12 protein-coding genes are annotated in these 16,559 nt (G+C 72.8%); 8 read left to right on the forward strand and 4 right to left on the reverse strand.

The genetic code is table 11. From position 1 onward, the window contains the following. Nucleotides 1-7 precede the first annotated feature (7 nt). From IF83_RS0104985 to IF83_RS0105010, 6 genes are all read left to right on the forward strand, one after another. Nucleotides 8-2,167, forward strand: a complete 2,160-nt coding sequence (locus IF83_RS0104985; RefSeq protein WP_030542786.1) for a RecQ family ATP-dependent DNA helicase — start codon at nt 8-10, stop codon at nt 2,165-2,167. 158 nt (nt 2,168-2,325) lie between these two features. Continuing rightward, nucleotides 2,326-3,627: a DUF4192 domain-containing protein gene (locus IF83_RS0104990; RefSeq protein WP_030542787.1), complete on the forward strand. Its 1,302-nt coding sequence runs from the start codon at nt 2,326-2,328 to the stop codon at nt 3,625-3,627. Nucleotides 3,628-3,871: 244 nt separating this feature from the next. Beyond that, nucleotides 3,872-4,636, forward strand: coding sequence for an NUDIX hydrolase (locus tag IF83_RS0104995; RefSeq protein ID WP_030542788.1), 765 nt, complete (start codon nt 3,872-3,874; stop codon nt 4,634-4,636). A 231-nt stretch (nt 4,637-4,867) separates the two neighbouring features. Next, on the forward strand, nt 4,868-5,809 hold the full coding sequence (locus IF83_RS0105000; RefSeq protein ID WP_078843176.1) for a FadR/GntR family transcriptional regulator: 942 nt from the start codon (nt 4,868-4,870) through the stop codon (nt 5,807-5,809). A 316-nt stretch (nt 5,810-6,125) separates the two neighbouring features. Next, nucleotides 6,126-7,706, forward strand: a complete 1,581-nt coding sequence (locus tag IF83_RS0105005; RefSeq protein WP_078843177.1) for an RNA polymerase sigma factor — start codon at nt 6,126-6,128, stop codon at nt 7,704-7,706. Between the two features lie 159 nt (nt 7,707-7,865). Next, nucleotides 7,866-8,699, forward strand: a complete 834-nt coding sequence (locus tag IF83_RS0105010) for a S1 family peptidase (RefSeq protein WP_030542791.1) — start codon at nt 7,866-7,868, stop codon at nt 8,697-8,699. A 115-nt stretch (nt 8,700-8,814) separates the two neighbouring features. On the opposite strand, the gene IF83_RS0105015 is transcribed toward IF83_RS0105010, so the two are convergent. Continuing rightward, complete coding sequence (locus IF83_RS0105015; RefSeq protein WP_030542792.1) at nt 8,815-9,039, reverse strand: DUF7455 domain-containing protein; 225 nt, start codon at nt 9,037-9,039, stop codon at nt 8,815-8,817. A 438-nt stretch (nt 9,040-9,477) separates the two neighbouring features. Here IF83_RS0105015 and IF83_RS0105020 point away from each other — a divergent pair, with 438 nt between their 5' ends. Next, a complete protein-coding gene (locus IF83_RS0105020; RefSeq protein ID WP_030542793.1) occupies nt 9,478-11,616 on the forward strand; it encodes a DNA gyrase/topoisomerase IV subunit B in 2,139 nt (712 codons plus the stop codon). Nucleotides 11,617-11,653: 37 nt separating this feature from the next. On the opposite strand, the gene IF83_RS0105025 is transcribed toward IF83_RS0105020, so the two are convergent. From IF83_RS0105025 to IF83_RS0105035, 3 genes are all read right to left on the reverse strand, one after another. After that, nucleotides 11,654-12,586: a sucrase ferredoxin gene (locus IF83_RS0105025; protein WP_030542794.1), complete on the reverse strand. Its 933-nt coding sequence runs from the start codon at nt 12,584-12,586 to the stop codon at nt 11,654-11,656. Between the two features lie 446 nt (nt 12,587-13,032). Further along, the gene (locus IF83_RS0105030; RefSeq protein ID WP_244176848.1) at nt 13,033-14,847 is read right to left on the reverse strand and encodes a SulP family inorganic anion transporter; all 1,815 of its coding nucleotides are present in this window, start codon (nt 14,845-14,847) and stop codon (nt 13,033-13,035) included. Further along, nucleotides 14,844-15,185 carry an ArsR/SmtB family transcription factor gene (locus tag IF83_RS0105035; RefSeq protein ID WP_030542796.1) on the reverse strand — a complete coding sequence of 114 codons (342 nt, stop codon included), beginning with the start codon at nt 15,183-15,185 and terminating at the stop codon, nt 14,844-14,846. Before IF83_RS0105035 ends, IF83_RS0105030 begins: the two co-directional genes overlap by 4 nt. A gap of 155 nt (nt 15,186-15,340) precedes the next feature. Between IF83_RS0105035 and IF83_RS0105040 the strand changes: the two genes are divergently transcribed. Then, entirely contained in the window at nt 15,341-16,543 is a 1,203-nt protein-coding gene (locus IF83_RS0105040; RefSeq protein ID WP_037678747.1) for a CobW family GTP-binding protein, read from the forward strand. The last annotated feature ends 16 nt before the right edge of the window (nt 16,544-16,559 follow it).

Consider the following 16,559-nt stretch of genomic DNA (forward strand, 5'->3'; position numbering starts at 1 on the left):
TGGGGGCATGGACGATCTGGAGCTCCGCACCGAAGCCGACGCCATCCTCGCCGAGCTCGTCGGCGACCCGGAGGGCTCGGCGCGGCTGCGGGAGGACCAGTGGCAGGCGGTGGCGGCTCTGGTGGAGGAACGCCGGCGCGCCCTGGTGGTGCAGCGCACCGGCTGGGGCAAATCGGCCGTGTACTTCGTCGCCACCGCGCTGCTGCGCCGGCGCGGCTCCGGCCCCACGGTGATCGTCTCCCCGCTGCTGGCGCTGATGCGCAACCAGGTCGACGCGGCCGCACGGGCCGGCATCCGGGCGCGCACCATCAACTCGGCCAACCCGGAGGAGTGGGACACCATCCACGAGGAGGTCGAGCGGGGTGAGACGGACGTTCTCCTCGTCAGCCCGGAGCGTCTCAACTCGGTGGATTTCCGCGACCGGGTGCTGCCCAAGCTGGCGGCCACGACGGGTCTGCTGGTGGTCGACGAGGCGCACTGCATCTCCGACTGGGGGCACGACTTCCGCCCCGACTACCGCCGGCTGCGGGCGATGCTCACGGAACTCGCCCCCGGCGTACCGGTACTGGCCACCACCGCCACCGCCAACGCGCGGGTGACCGCGGACGTGGCCGAGCAGTTGGGCACCGGTGCCGGCGAGGCCCTGGTGCTGCGCGGTCCGCTGGAGCGGGAGAGCCTGCGGCTGGGGGTGGTCCGGCTGCCGGACGCCGCGCACCGCCTGGCCTGGCTTGCCGAGCACCTGGACGAGCTGCGGGGCTCCGGGATCGTCTACGCCCTGACCGTCGCCGCGGCCGAGGAGGCCACCGCCTTCCTGCGGCAGCGCGGCTTCCGGGTGGCCTCCTACACGGGGCGCACGGAGAACGCCGACCGGCTGCAGGCCGAGGCCGACCTGCAGGAGAACCGCGTCAAGGCGCTGGTGGCGACCTCGGCGCTGGGCATGGGCTTCGACAAGCCGGACCTGGGCTTCGTGGTCCATCTCGGCTCGCCCTCCTCGCCGATCGCCTACTACCAGCAGGTGGGGCGGGCGGGCCGCGGCGTGGACCACGCCGATGTGCTGCTGCTGCCCGGCAAGGAGGACGAGGCCATCTGGCGCTACTTCGCCGACACGGCCTTCCCGCCCGAGGCGCAGGTCCGCCAGACCCTCTCCGCCCTGGCCGAGGCGGGGAGGCCGCTGTCCGTGCCGGCCCTGGAGGCCCTGGTCGACCTCCGACGCACCCGCCTGGAGACCATGCTGAAGGTGCTCGACGTGGACGGGGCGGTCAAGCGAGTCAAGGGCGGCTGGATCTCCACCGGCGAGCCGTGGGTCTACGACGCCGAGCGGTACGCCTGGGTCGCCCGGCAGCGGGCGGCCGAACAGCAGGCCATGCGGGACTACGTGAACACCTCGCAGTGCCGGATGGAGTTCCTGCGCCGGCAACTCGACGACGAGGGGGCGGCTCCGTGCGGCCGGTGCGACAACTGCGCCGGGGCCTGGGCCGACTCCGCCGTTTCGGCCGAGACGCTGACGGGGGCGGCGAGGGAACTGGAGCGCCCGGGGGTGGAGATCGAGCCGCGCCGGATGTGGCCGACGGGGCTGCCCGCCCTGGGCATCGACCTCAAGGGGCGCATCCCGGCCAAGGACCAGTGCTCCACCGGGCGCGCCCTGGGGCGGCTCTCGGACATCGGCTGGGGCAACCGGCTGCGCCCGCTGCTGGCGGAGAACGCGCCCGACGGGCCGGTCCCCGAGGACGTCCTGCGGGCCGCGGTGGCCGTCCTCGCCGACTGGGCGCGCTCTCCCGGTGGCTGGGCACCAGGGGTCCCGGACGCCTCGGCCCGGCCGGTGGGGGTGGTCGCCGTACCGTCCCTCTCCCGCCCGCAGTTGGTCGGCTCCCTCGCCCGGGGCATCGCGGAGATCGGCCGCCTCCCCTTCCTGGGCGCCCTCACGTACACCGGTCCGGACGGCGCGCACGTGGCGCGCCGCAGCAACTCCGCCCAGCGCGTCAGGGCGCTGTCCGGCGCCTTCACCGTCTCCGGGGAACTGGCGGGCTCCCTGGCGGGCGCGCCGGGTCCCGTCCTGCTCGTGGACGACTACACGGACTCCGGGTGGACCCTGGCGGTCGCCGCGCGCCTGCTCCGCCGGGCGGGCAGTGAAGAAGTTCTTCCGCTGGTCCTCGCCGCCGCGGCCTGAACCACCCCGCCGGGCGGGGGGAGGAAGTACGGGCCTTCTTCCGCTGTCACAACGCCGGTTCGGGCCGGTCCTCCACAGGACGGTGAAGAAATAGGACAAGACCCTTTATTTATCCACAGGGCTGGCGAATCGGGGCGGTGAGGCGCCAGGCTCGCAGCATGACGAAGCACAGCGAACCGCGTCCGCCGTCCGCGGGCGAGCAGGTCATCCTCCGCGGCCCCGCCGAGCTGGCGGACGCCCTTCCGTATCTCGTGGGCGGTTTCCATCCGGACGACAGTGTCGTGATGGTGGCCGTGCACGGCGATCGCGGCCGTTTCGGCGCCCGACTGCGCCTCGGGATCCCGGGCGATCCCGCCGAATGGGGGGCCGTGTCGGGCCAGTTGGCCCGGTGCCTGGTCTCGGGCAGCGCCGAGCGGGACGGCCGGCCCGACGGGATCATCGTGTTCCTCTGCCAGGACCCGGGCGAGGGGGAGAGCGCCCGCGAGGTCGTGGAGCGGCTGCGGCCGCTCTCCCAGGCGCTGCGGCTGGCCTGCGGAGGGCTCGACGTCCCGGTGCTGGAGGCGCTGTGTGTCTCCGGGGGCCGGTTCTGGTCCTACTGCTGCCCCGACCCGCGCTGCTGCCCGGAGGACGGCACCCCGCTCGCCCTCCCCGGCACCTCGGTGATGGCCGCGGCCGCCGCCTACGCGGGTATCCGGGCGCGCGGCTCACTGCGGGAGCTGGAAGCCGGGTTCGCCCCGCTGACGAGCCCGGCCGCCGCGGGACAGGAGAGCGCGCTCGACGCGGCCGCGGCGGAGTTGGTGCCGCGCGTTCTCGAGGAGGCCGGCCGGGAGGCCGTCCGGAAGGAGACCATCGCCCTCGCCGGCCTGCTCATCGACCGCCTCGCCGACGGCCCGCCGCCGCCCCCGGACCGCGTCGCGGCCGATGCCCGCGACGACGCGATGCTGGCTCACGACGAGGCGGCGGCCGTGATTCTCGGCCTGCAGGACCGGACGACCCGGGACCGGGCCGCGGAATGGATGGAGGGGCCCGAGGCGGGGCCCGCGCTGCGCCTCTGGCGGGCCCTGGCCCGCCGCTGTGTCGGAGCCTACGCGGAGCACGCCGCGGCCCCGCTCACCCTCGCGGGCTGGGTCGCCTGGTCCACCGGTGACGAACCGGAGGCCCGTGTGGCGCTGGGGCTCGCGCTGCGCGCCGACCCGGAGTACGTCTTCGCCCGGCTTCTGCACCAGGGGGCGAACGAGGGGGTCGATCCGGAAGTGCTGCGAGGCTGCCTGCGCCGGGAGCGCGCCGCGCGCCTCGCCGCCGCGGCCCTGGAGGTGCGGGCCGGCGCCTCCGTCACCGGGCCCGGGCGGGGGAGCAGGCCAGCGGGGCGGCCGCGTGCGGGCACCGGGCCGTCCGGCACCGTCCGGCGCCGGGGCGGCGAGCGGCGGGCCGGGCGAACCGGCGGGACGGGGCGGTCGTGACGTCCGGGAGCGTGCGGGGAGCCCGGCCGCGACGACCCGTGCCCGGGCAGGACGGTGGGGGAGGGGCGCGGTCCGCCTCTCTGCCCCGGGGCTCTTTCCGCGGTGCCCGGCACGGCTCCGGGGCCCGCCCTCGCCTCTGCGGTGACCGTGTCCGGCGGCCGGTCCACCTCGCCGCGTGGCGGCCGTGGCGACGGAGAGCCGGCGAACTCCTGTTTATCGTCAGGGAGACGCCTATGATCGCGGCATGTCGCCCTACGACCCGTCGGCTTTCCCGCCCTTCGCCGTCACCGTGGATCTGGTCGTGCTCACCGTCAAGCGCGATGCGCTCTGCGCCCTGGCCGTCCGGCGCGGTGAGCCTCCTTTCCAGGGCCGGTGGGCCCTGCCCGGCGGTTTCGTGCGGGCGGACGAGGACCTGGCGGCCGCCGCCGCCAGAGAACTCGCCGAGGAGACAGGGCTGTTGGCACTCGACCCGGCCGGCCCCGGCCCCGTCGACGGCGGTGCTCACCTCGAACAGTTGGCGACCTACGGGGACCCGCGCCGTGATCCCCGGATGCGCGTCGTCAGCGTCGCTCACCTCGTGCTGGCCCCCGATCTCCCCGCGCCGCGGGCGGGAGGGGACGCCCACAGCGCGCGCTGGGCGCCGGTGGACTCATTGCTGGGGAAGGACGGCTTCGGGCGGGAGGGAGAGCAGCCCGCTCCGCTCGCCTTCGACCACGACCGGATTCTGTCCGACGGAGTGGAACGGGCCCGATCCAAGATCGAATATTCGTCCCTGGCCACCGCTTTCTGCCCGCCGGAGTTCACCGTGGGGGAGCTGCGCCGGGTCTACGAGGCCGTCTGGGGTGTGGCGCTCGACCCCCGCAACTTCCACCGGAAGGTCACGGGCACCCCCGGCTTCCTGGTTCCCACCGGCGGCACGACCACGCGTCAGGGCGGGCGGCCCGCACAGCTGTTCCGGGCGGGCGGCGCCACGCTCCTCAACCCGCCGATGCTGCGCCCGGAGGTCTGAGGCGGTTCCGAGGGGGATGTTCGTGCCATCCCAACGGGGGCGCACACTTCGCTGGTTGTGTTCGCCGACGTGGCGTCCGCCGCTGGTCGCGCGCGTGTTGCGGCCGGGATCCGAGGAGCTGCCGTACCGCTCCGGGCTGTTCGGCCGGGGGCAGCGGGCGACATGCGGCGCGTCATCCGGCTGCTTCCGAAAAGGCGTCAATTGTGAGGTAATGGGCGATCACCCTTTCGTGTGCTTTTCACCAAAGACCTCAAGGGTGTCCGAGGGCTCGCCGACAAAGGATGCGTGAGTACCCTTGCGCACACCACGATGACCGCGGCTCGCCCCGTCGACTCCGGCCTCTCCGGTCCGGGCGAGCTTGACCGTTACCCCTACGCGGAGGGCCCGGTGGGGGAACGTGCCGTCGGCCGCTCCTGGGAGGGAGGCGACTCCGAGGCGGGCCGGGTCGGCCGCCGCACAGCCGGGAACCGGGGCCGCGGACTCCACGGCCAGCTCGTCCAGCAGCTCGGGCAGATGATCGTCTCCGGTGACCTCGGCGCGGACCGCCCGCTCGTCCCCGAGGAGATCGGGCAGCGCTTCGAGGTCTCCCGCACGGTGGTGCGGGAGTCGCTGCGCGTCCTCGAGGCCAAGGGTCTGGTGAGCGCCCGGCCGAACGTCGGCACGCGCGTCCGCCCCGTGAGTGACTGGAACCTCCTGGACCCGGACATCATCGAGTGGCGCGCCTTCGGGCCGCAGCGCGATGACCAGCGCCGGGAGTTGTTCGAGCTGCGCTGGACCATCGAACCGCTCGCGGCGCGGCTGGCGGCCGGGCACGACCGGGAGGAGGCGCAGCAGCGGCTCACCGACATGACCGACATCATGGGCCGTGCCCTCGCCCAGGGCGATGCCCTGACCTTCGGCCGTGCCGACGCCGAGTTCCACTCCCTGCTCCTCCAGCTCGGCGGGAATCGCATGCTGGAGCACCTGGCGGGCATCGTGTCCTCCGCGCTCCATGTCTCCGGCGGGCCCGCGACCGGCTGCGACCGCCCCACCGAGAGTTCCGTCGGCCATCACGTCCGCATCGTGGAGGCCGTCGGCGCGGGTGACGCGGCCGGGGCCGAGGCCGCCATGCGCCAGCTGCTCACCATCCATCCCGATGTCGAGCATGTGGTGCCCGCTCCGCGCGAGCACTGACCGGACGGAGCAGTGGTGCCGCGGAGCCCCGCCGCCGGATTCCGGCGGCGGGGCTCGGGTTTTCGGATTCAGGCGGTCTGCCCCGCTTTCGGAGGTTTGGAATCCTCGTCGAGTGTGACCCGGGCCACGCGGATCGGGCGTAACGCTCTTTGTGGATGCGCGATGACCTAAGAGGTGATGGCCGGTGGAGGAATACGGATGTCGTTCGCGACGCTGAATTGCTCCGCGGTCCGCTCGCGCCGCCGGTCCACCCCGCCGGCGGTCGTCGGTTCCCGTCGCAGACGGGGCCGGAAGCCGTTCCCATCGTTCCGAGAGGTTGTTCGTGTCGGCCAGCACATCCCGTACGCTCCCGCCGGAGATCGCCGAATCCGAGTCTGTCATGGCGCTCATCGAGCGGGGAAAGGCTGATGGGCAGATCGCCGGCGACGACGTGCGTCGGGCCTTCGAGGCTGACCAGATTCCGCCAACCCAGTGGAAGAACGTTCTGCGCAGCCTCAACCAGGTCCTCGACGAGGAGGGTGTGACGCTGATGGTCAGTGCCGCAGAGGCGCCCAAGCGCACCCGCAAGAGCGTCGCAGCGAAGAGCCCGGCGAAGCGCACTGCCACCAAGACCGTCGCGGCCAAGACAGCCACGACCAGGAAGGCCGCAGCCCCCGCCGCGGCTGCCCCGGGCGCGGACGAGGACGTGGACGGCACGGCCGCCGAGGCCCCGGCGGCGCCCGCCAGGAAGGCGGCCCCGAAGAAGGCCGCCGCCAAGAAGACCACCGCGAAGAAGACCGCGGCCAAGAAGACCACCGCGAAGAAGACCGCCTCCAAGAAGGACGCCGACGAGCTGCTCGAGGGCGCGGACGGCGTGGCGGAGGAGGCCGGTCCTGCGTCCGGGAAGCCGGGCGAGGCCGCCGAGGGCGAGCAGCCGGAGAACCAGGGCTTCGTCCTCTCCGACGACGACGAGGACGACGCGCCCGCGCAGCAGGTGGCGGCCGCCGGGGCCACCGCCGACCCGGTGAAGGACTACCTCAAGCAGATCGGCAAGGTGCCGCTGCTCAACGCCGAGCAGGAGGTCGAGCTCGCCAAGCGCATCGAGGCGGGCCTGTTCGCCGAGGACAAGCTGGCGAACTCCGACAAGCTCGCACCGAAGCTCAAGCGCGAGCTGGAGATCATCGCCGAGGACGGCCGGCGGGCCAAGAACCACCTGCTGGAGGCCAACCTCCGGCTGGTGGTCTCGCTGGCCAAGCGCTACACCGGCCGCGGCATGCTCTTCCTTGACCTGATCCAGGAGGGCAACCTGGGTCTGATCCGCGCCGTCGAGAAGTTCGACTACACCAAGGGCTACAAGTTCTCCACCTATGCCACCTGGTGGATCCGGCAGGCGATCACCCGCGCGATGGCCGACCAGGCCCGCACCATCCGCATCCCGGTGCACATGGTCGAGGTCATCAACAAGCTCGCGCGGGTGCAGCGGCAGATGCTCCAGGACCTGGGCCGCGAGCCCACCCCGGAGGAGCTGGCCAAGGAGCTCGACATGACCCCCGAGAAGGTCATCGAGGTCCAGAAGTACGGCCGTGAGCCGATCTCCCTGCACACTCCGCTGGGCGAGGACGGCGACAGCGAGTTCGGTGACCTCATCGAGGACTCCGAGGCCGTCGTCCCGGCCGACGCGGTCAGCTTCACGCTGCTGCAGGAGCAGCTGCACTCGGTGCTCGACACGCTCAGCGAGCGCGAGGCCGGCGTGGTGTCGATGCGCTTCGGGCTCACCGACGGCCAGCCGAAGACGCTGGACGAGATCGGCAAGGTCTACGGCGTGACGCGTGAGCGCATCCGGCAGATCGAGTCGAAGACGATGTCCAAGCTGCGGCACCCGTCGCGCTCCCAGGTGCTCCGCGACTACCTCGACTGATCACTCGGTCGGAGCAAGCGGGATCATCGTCCCGCCGGCCCGGAATCCCTTGGGGATTCCGGGCCGGCGGCCTTTTGGGCGCCCTCCGTCCGGGTGGCGGAGGGCGCCGTGCTGTTTGACGCTGGGGCGGCACGTGTCGTCGCGGAGTGAGGAGACAGCATGCGTCCCATCTCGCGCACCCTGGCCGGGGCCCTGGCGCTGATACCGGCGGCCGCGGCGGTGTCCCTGGTGACGGCGCCGTCCGCGGCCGCGGACAGTGTGGTGGTGGGCGGCCGGCAGGCCAGTACGGAGGAGATGCCCTGGGCGGTCGCCCTGGCGAGCCGCGACCGCTTCGGTGACTCCCGGTCCGGCCAGTTCTGCGGCGGGGTCGTGGTGGCACCGCGGACGGTCCTGACGGCGGCGCACTGTGTGAGCCGCTCGGTCCTGGGTGTGGACGTCTCAGCGGTCGGTGATCTCACGGTCATCGCGGGGCGGGACGACCTGCGCGCCACCGGGGGCGAGGAGCTGCCGGTACGGGAGGTCCGGGTGAATCCGGACTACGACAGCGCCTCGAACGCGGGGGACGTGGCCGTTCTCACGGTGGAAGGGGGGCTGGCCGGGGAGGGGCTGCCGCTGGCGAGGAGCGGGGACGCCGCGTACCGCCCGGGCACTCCGGCCGAGGTCTACGGCTGGGGCGACACCACGGGACGGGGAGGGTACGCGTCGGTGCTGCACGCGGCCCGCGTGCGGATCCTGGGGGACGAGATCTGTGAGCGGGCCTATCCGGGCAGTGCCGACGGCACGTACCGGGCCTCGTTCATGGTGTGCGCCGGGCATTCCGGCGGTGGCGGGGACGCCTGCCAGGGGGACAGCGGGGGGCCGCTGGTGGCCCGGGGCCGCCTGGTGGGGCTGGTCTCGTGGGGCAGTGGCTGCGGCGGGGCGGACAGCCCCGGTGTCTACACCAGGATGTCCGCGATGGAGCACGTGGTCGCCCTGCCGGAGCCGGGGGAGTGACGGCAGGCCCGACCGCGACGAGAGCGGGCGTGCGGTCCTGTGGTGCAGGGCCGCACGCCCGCTGTCCGGCCGGAGGGCCGGCTGTCGCTCGTCGTCGCTGCGGTGCTCGGCGTCGTCAGTCGTCGGACGCCGATGAGGGAGAGGCGGTGAGCCGCTCCGTCTCGTCCTGTATCTCTGCGGCGATCTTCTTGAGTTCCGGCTCGAACTTGCGCCCGTGGTGAGCGCAGAAGAGCAGTTCACCGCCGCTCATCAGGACGACGCGCAGGTATGCCTGGGCGCCGCAGCGGTCGCAGCGGTCGGCGGCCGTCAGCGGGCTCGCGGGGGTCAGAACAGTAGTCACGTCGCCTCTTCTCTAGCTCGACGAGCTGTCGTACCAGGGTCAACATCCAACCAGGCCGAAAACGTTCCCGCTCGTGCCTTTTTCTCGAAAACCTTCCTTCCGAGTCGACCGGATGCTGCCGGGTGGCGGCGAATGAGCCGTATCGCGTTGGCTTACGTATTCATCGCGCTGCTTGTCGGGGTCCGTCCTCCGGCGGGATTGCCGTTGTTCATGAGGACGTGCCCGGAGCCTAAATGGTTCATGCCTCGAAGGGAACGTGATGTCCATGTCACCCTACCGAGGGATCGAACAGATGAACGATCCTCGACTAGCATGGCCCCTCCCGACGGGTGGCGTCACAAAGGCTCTACCAGGCCTCGGTACCCTCTCCTCGGTGACCCAAGCCGCCCTGAGCCCGGAGTTGGGCCAGCAACGAAAATTAAGCGAGGAGCGAACCGCGTGACCGCCGAGACGTCCGTACCGTCCACAGCGCTGCTGACCGGAGCAGACCGGGACGGCGGTTCCAACTACACCGCGCGGCACCTGCTCGTCCTCGAAGGGCTGGAAGCGGTCCGCAAGCGGCCGGGCATGTACATCGGCTCGACCGACAGCCGCGGCCTGATGCACTGCCTCTGGGAGATCATCGACAACTCGGTCGACGAGGCCCTGGGCGGGCACTGCGACCACATCGAGGTGCTGCTGCACGACGACGGCTCCGTGGAGGTCCGGGACAACGGCCGCGGCATCCCGGTCGACGTCGAGCCCAAGACGGGGCTGTCGGGCGTCGAGGTCGTGATGACCAAGCTGCACGCCGGCGGCAAGTTCGGCGGTGGCTCGTACGCGGCCTCCGGCGGTCTGCACGGCGTCGGCGCCTCCGTCGTCAACGCGCTGTCCAGCCGGCTCGACGTCGAGGTCGACCGGAACGGCCACACCCACGCCATCAGCTTCCGGCGCGGCGTGCCGGGCATCTTCACCGAGTCCGGCACGGACGCGCCCTTCGACCCGGCCGGCGGACTGATCAAGAAGAAGCGGGTGCCCAAGACCCGCACCGGCACCCGGGTCCGCTTCTGGGCCGACCGGCAGATCTTCCTCAAGGACGCCCGGCTCTCCCTGGAGAACCTGCACGCACGGGCCCGCCAGACCGCCTTCCTGGTGCCCGGCCTCACCCTCGTCGTCCGGGACGAGCGCCGCCTCGCCGGCCCCGACGGCGAGGCGCAGCGGCCCTCCGAGGAGGTCTTCCGCTACGACGGCGGGATCAGCGAGTTCTGCGAGTACCTCGCCCAGGACCGGGCCATCTGTGACGTGCTGCGGCTGACGGGCCAGGGTTCCTTCAAGGAGACCGTGCCCGTCCTCGACGACCGCGGCCACATGACGCCCACCGAGGTCACCCGGGAACTCGGCGTCGACATCGCGCTGCGCTGGGGCACCGGCTACGACACCACCGTCCGGTCGTTCGTGAACATCATCGCGACGCCCAAGGGCGGCACCCACGTCTCCGGTTTCGAGAGGTCCCTCACCCGCACGGTCAACGAGGCGCTGCGCTCCGCCAAGCTGCTCCGGGTCGCCGAGGACGACGTCAACAAGGACGACGCCATGGAGGGGCTCACAGCGGTCGTCACAGTCCGGCTGGCCGAGCCCCAGTTCGAGGGCCAGACCAAGGAGGTGCTGGGCACCTCCGCCGCCTCCCGGGTCGTCGCCGCGGTCGTCGCCAAGGAGCTCAAGGCCTTCCTGACCTCCGCCAAGCGCGACACCAAGCAGCAGGCCCGTGCGGTGCTGGACAAGGTCGTCGCGGCCGCCCGCACCCGCATCGCGGCCCGGCAGCACAAGGAGGCGCAGCGGCGGAAGACGGCCCTGGAGTCCTCCTCGCTGCCGGCGAAGCTGGCGGACTGCCGCAGTGACGACGTGGACCGCAGCGAGCTGTTCATCGTCGAGGGCGACTCGGCCCTGGGCACCGCGAAGCTGGCCCGCGACTCCGAGTTCCAGGCGCTGCTGCCGATCCGCGGCAAGATCCTCAACGTCCAGAAGTCCTCGATCTCGGACATGCTCAAGAACGCCGAGTGCGGAGCGATCATCCAGGTCATAGGAGCCGGGTCCGGGCGGACCTTCGACATCGACCAGGCGCGCTACGGCAAGATCGTGCTGCTGGTGGACGCGGATGTGGACGGCGCCCACATCCGCTGCCTGCTGCTGACGCTGTTCCAGCGCTACATGCGGCCGATGGTGGAGGCCGGACGGGTGTTCGCCGCGGTGCCGCCGCTGCACCGGGTGGAGCTGAGCCACCCCAAGAAGGGCCAGGACCGTTACGTCTACACGTACTCGGACAACGAGCTGCGCACCACCCTGCTGGAGTTCCAGCGCAAGGGGATCCAGTACAAGGACTCGATCCAGCGCTACAAGGGCCTCGGCGAGATGGACGCGGACCAGCTGTCGGAGACGACGATGGACCCCCGGTTCCGGACCCTGCGCCGGATCAACATCGGCGATCTGGAGGCGGCCGAGCGGATCTTCGATCTGCTGATGGGCAACGAGGTCGCGCCGCGCAAGGAGTTCATCACCAGCTCCGCGGCCACGCTGGACCGCTCGCGCATCGACGCCTGAGCGCCGCGGGGCGCTCCGCCGGGGCGCCCCGCCCGCCTCAGGCCGTTCCGCCGGTGATCTCCCGCAGGGCGGTCACGTCCATCCGGGCCGGGCTGCCCGGTACCGCGCCGCAGCTCTCGGGACGGGGCGGCAGCGCGGCGCCGCGCTCCACCTCCACCCGCCAGCGGCGGCCGTCGGTGTGCTCCACGGTCACGCTCCAGCCGCCCGGCTCCGCCGTGCCGGCCGGGTGGGGCTCGGTGCGGGTGATCCGCAGCGCGTGGGCGCGGTCCTCCCCGGTGCGCTCCCGGACCGCCAGGTCGGCGGCCTGCGCGGGCCGCTCCCAGGAGGAGCGGCCGCGGGCGTTCGCCGTCACCACCTGGCCGTCACGGACGGCGTGCAGGATCTCCTTGACGGCCCGCGCGGTGACGCGGCCGTAGGCGTAGCCGTACGGGAGGACGAACAAGGTCGGCGCGAAGCGGTGGCCGCCGATGTGCGTGACCTCCCAGACGGCCTCCCCCGTGGCGGCGAGTTCCTCGGCCAGCGGGCGGCCGAGCAGGGCGCAGCAGCGGTCGCGTTTGCCGTTGGTGCAGACGAGGACGAGCGGATCGCCCTCGTACGGGTCCCAGAGCCCGCCGTGCCGGCCCGCGCCGAGGGCGTGGAGGTCCAGGTCCAGGAGTTCCGCCGGATCGGCGAGAAGGGCCGTACGGATCCACGAGCGGCCGGGCAGGGTGTGGGCTGCGAAGACCCGGCGGGCGCCGCCCGGGGGACGGTCGGCGTGACGGCCGGGCCTGCGGATGAGGGCCACGCGGACCCCGGTGCCAGCGGCGGCGGTTTCCAGGGCGCGGCCGAGGGCGGGGTCGAGGTGGCTGGATGTGAGCGCTTTGGCGCCCCACGGGCCCGGCTGTTCGACCAGCAGCCAGGTACGGGCTGTGGCGGCCGTCCCGGCCAGCGGTTCGGACAGTTCCCGGGATGCCGTCGCGCACGTGCTCACACAGGCGAGCCTAACCTGCGGTGACGTGAGGCCGCCGGGCGAGCGGGCGTCGCGGTGCCGGAAGGGGCGGCCGCACCGGATCCCGTTGACCGAACGCGGGCGTTCGAACGCATAAGGTCACGGCAGTCCGGCCGGTCGCTGCCCGGTCTCTTTCCGGCCAAGGAGCGCCCGTTGTCCGCCGTTCCCGGGCCGGGCCGCGGTGTCGGTGCCGTGCGTCGCGCGGCGGAGGGACGCCCCCGTACCGGGGGGTGTCCGCGGGCCTGCCCGCGGCGGGGGAGGCGGGCAGGGCTACCAGCCGTGCCGGGCCGGCGGGGATGGCCGGACCGCGCCGAGGGGGCGGGGCGGGCCACCGCCCGTCACCCCGGGGCCGCCGTCCGCCGTTCCGCGCTCCGGTGCCCGGGCGCGCGAACGCCCGTGCGGCGAGGCCGCGTTCACGCAGCGGCGGGTCACAGGGGCAGCGCCGTCGGCGGGCTGTCCTCCCGTGCGGCCCCGGCCACGGGCCCCTCCGCGGCCTCCGCTGCTCCCGCCGCCTCCACGGCGGATTCCGGCGGGCTCTCCGGCCGGGGTGCCCTCGGCGCGGGCAGGACTCCCGAGCCGTGGAGCAGCTCCCGGGCGGCGGCGATGGCCTCGGGCGTGGTGGCGAACACCCGTCCGGTGGCGTCGAGCCGTCCGATGACGCCGAGCGCCTCCAGCGGTCGGTGGTGGCCGTCGCGGATGCCGGAGACCAGCACCGTGATCCCACGGCGCTCCAGCTTCTCGATGGCGTCCTTCAGCACCAGCGAGCCGCTGGCGTCGATGGTGGTCACCCGCGACATGCGCAGGATGACCACGGAGACGTCGGCGACCTCGGAGAGCTCCAGCAGGAAGCGGTGGGCGGCGGCGAAGAAGAGCGGTCCGTCCAGGCGGTAGGCCACGATGTGCTCGGCCAGCAGGGCCTGTTCGGCGGCGTCGTGGCCGCCGGAGGGGTCGTCGTGGTGCAGCGGCACCTCGTCCACCCGGGCGTTCCGGGCGACCGCCCGCAGGGCCAGGGCGCCCGCGACGATCAGTCCGATGACGACCGCCTGCACCAGGTCGAGCGCCAGCGTGGCGCATGCGGTGAGCACCAGCACGACGGCGTCGGCGCGGGTGGCGCGGGCCATCGCGCGGACCGAACCGACCTCGATCATGCGGATGGCGGTGGCGAGGAGGACGCCCGCCAGCGCGGCGAGCGGGATACGGGAGACCAGCGGTGCGGCGGTGAAGACGATCACCGCGAGGACCACCGCGTGGGCCAGGGCCGCCAGGCGGGAGGTCGCCCCGGTACGGACGTTGACGGCGGTCCGGGCGATCGCACCCGTCGCGGGCACGCCGCCGAAGAGCGGCGAGGCGAGGTTGGCGAGGCCCTGGCCGAAGAGCTCACGGTCCGGGTCGTGCTTCTGCCCGACGGTCATGCCGTCGGCGACCGCAGCGGACAGCAGGGATTCCAGGGCGGCCAGGGCGGCCACCGCCACGGCGGGCGCGATCAGCGAGGACAGGGCGGAGAGATCGACGAAGCCGAGGGAGGGCGCGGGCAGCCCGGCGGGCAGTGCCCCGATGCGGTCCACGTCCAGCCCGGTCGTCTCGGCGGCGATCGTCGCCGCCACCACGGCCAGCAGCGAGAACGGCACGGCCGGGCGCCACCGCGCGCCGGCGAGCATCAGCCCGGCGACCGCGAGCGCGATGGTGACGGCGGGCCAGTCCGGTGCGCCGAGGTAGTCCCGTACGGCCTCGAAGGCCGCCACGGTGACCTTCTCCTCGTCCGGGACCGGTACGCCGAGGATCGCGGGGATCTGCTGGAGCCCGATCACACAGGCGATGCCCACGGTGAAGCCCTCGACCACCGGCGCGGGCACGAAGGCCATGTACTTCCCGGCCCGGGCGGCGGCCAGCAGCAGGAGCAGCACGCCCGCCATCAGGCCCACCATGAGCACCCCGGAGGCACCGTGGGTGTGGACGATCGGCACCAGGACGACGGTCATCGCCCCGGTCGGTCCGGAGACCTGGAGGCTGGAGCCGCCGAAGACGGCCGCCAGCGCGCCGGCGACCACGGCGGTGGCCAGCCCGGCCTCGGCGCCCAGGCCGGAGGAGATGCCGAAGCCGAGCGCGAGGGGCAGCGCGACGACGGCCACGGTGAGGCCGGCGAGCAGGTCCCGGCGTGGGCGGCCGCGCATCGCGGCGAGGTCGGAGCGGGTGGGCAGGAGGGAGAGCAGCGCGGAGAGGGCCCGTGCGAGGAGTTGGTTCACCGGCGTATGTCCTTGGACTCCCGCAGTTCGGCCAGCAGTTCGTTGCGCCCGGCCAGCATCTCGGTGAGGATCCGCCGGGCCGCGGTCATCAGGTCCGCCACATCACCGCCGGCCAGGGCGTAGACGACGGTGGACCCCTCGCGCGTCGAGGTCACGATGCCGGACCGGCGGAGCACGGCCAGCTGCTGGGAGAGGCTGGACGGCTCGGTGCCGATGGCGGCGAGCAGGTCCCGTACGGGCATGGGGCCGTCCTGGAGGAGTTCCAGCACCCGGATGCGCACGGGGTGTCCGAGCATGCGGAAGAACTCCGCTTTGGCCTGGTAGAGCGGGACCTGCAAGATCGGCACCTGTCTTCGGGGGAGCGGGCGGGAGGCTCACTCCATAATGTGGCCAATTGAAGAATTCTTCAAATCGTTGACGAGCTGAGGCCGTCTATCCTGGCCCGCGGCCGTTCCCGCGGCACACCACGGACACCGATGACGGAGGCGCCCCTGTGGCCAGGAGACAGATACCGGTCGTCGTGCTGGCGGGGTTTCTGGGATCGGGCAAGACCACCCTGCTCAACCATCTGCTGAGCAGCAGTGACGGTACTCGCGTCGGCGCCGTCGTCAATGACTTCGGCAGGATCGAGATCGACGCGATGGCCCTGGCCGGCCAGGTCGACTCCATGGTCTCGCTCGGCAACGGCTGCCTCTGCTGCGCCGTCGACACCAGCGAGCTCGACGGCTTCCTGGAGCGGCTCGCCCGCCCCGGAGCCGGGATCGACGTCATCGTCATCGAGGCGAGCGGACTGGCCGAACCGCAGGAGCTCATCCGGATGATCCTGGCCAGCGACAACGAGCGCATCGTCTACGGCGGGCTGGTCGAGGTCGTCGACGCCGCCGAGTTCGGCCGGACCCGCGCCGCGCACCCGGAACTCGACCGGCATGTGGGCATCGCCGACCTGGTGGTGCTCAACAAGGCGGACCGGGTGGACGAAGCGGGGCTGCGGGACACCCTGGAGACCCTGGAACGGCTCGCTCCGCGCGCCCCCGTCATCCCCGCCGCGCACGGGCGGATCGATGCCGGGCTGCTCTTCGACGAACGGCCGCGCGCGGAGGAGACCGAGGGGGTACGGCAGCTGTCCTTCGAGGACCTGTACCGGGAGCTGAACCGGGAGCGGGAGACCGGCGGGCACACGGACCATGACGGCGGCTGCGCCGGTGGCGGCCACTTCCACAGCGGCTACGAGAGCGCGGAGTTCGTCTCCGGCACACCGCTGGACCCGCGCCGGCTGATGGCCTTCCTCGACAGCCGGCCGGACGGCCTCTACCGGATCAAGGGCTGGGTCCACTTCGGCGTGGATGGCCACCGGGAGAAGTTCACCCTGCACGCGGTCGGTGACTTCCTGCGCTTCTACCCCTCGCCGTGGGGGCGGGACGAGACGCCGGACACGCGGCTCGTCCTGATCGGAGCCGGCATCGACGCCGGGGCCGTGCGCAAGGAGCTGGAGGCCTGCCGGGAGGCGGAGCCGGGGGAGGGGGCCGCCGACGAGACGGGCATGTGGGGCGTCCTGCGGTACACGCTGCGCGAACAGCCGGAAGAACCGGAGGAGCCCGGGGAGCCCGAGGAGCACGGGGCGTACGGCGCCTACGGGGCGTACGGAGAGCCGCCGGAAGCCGCCGGAGACCCCGGGGCGGCGGCCGGGCACGTCTGAGCCCGCGAAGCCCCGG

Origin of the sequence: Streptomyces albus subsp. albus (assembly GCF_000719865.1) — a bacterium.
Classification (GTDB): domain Bacteria; phylum Actinomycetota; class Actinomycetes; order Streptomycetales; family Streptomycetaceae; genus Streptomyces; species Streptomyces albus_E.

What these genes read in the sequence shown, in the direction of transcription:
- IF83_RS0104985 (WP_030542786.1), top strand. Translation starts at nt 8, where the DNA reads ATGGACGATCTGGAGCTCCGCACCGAAGCCGACGCCATCCTCGCCGAG.
- IF83_RS0105010 (WP_030542791.1), top strand. Translation starts at nt 7,866, where the DNA reads ATGCGTCCCATCTCGCGCACCCTGGCCGGGGCCCTGGCGCTGATACCG.
- IF83_RS0104990 (WP_030542787.1), top strand. Translation starts at nt 2,326, where the DNA reads ATGACGAAGCACAGCGAACCGCGTCCGCCGTCCGCGGGCGAGCAGGTC.
- IF83_RS0104995 (WP_030542788.1), top strand. Translation starts at nt 3,872, where the DNA reads ATGTCGCCCTACGACCCGTCGGCTTTCCCGCCCTTCGCCGTCACCGTG.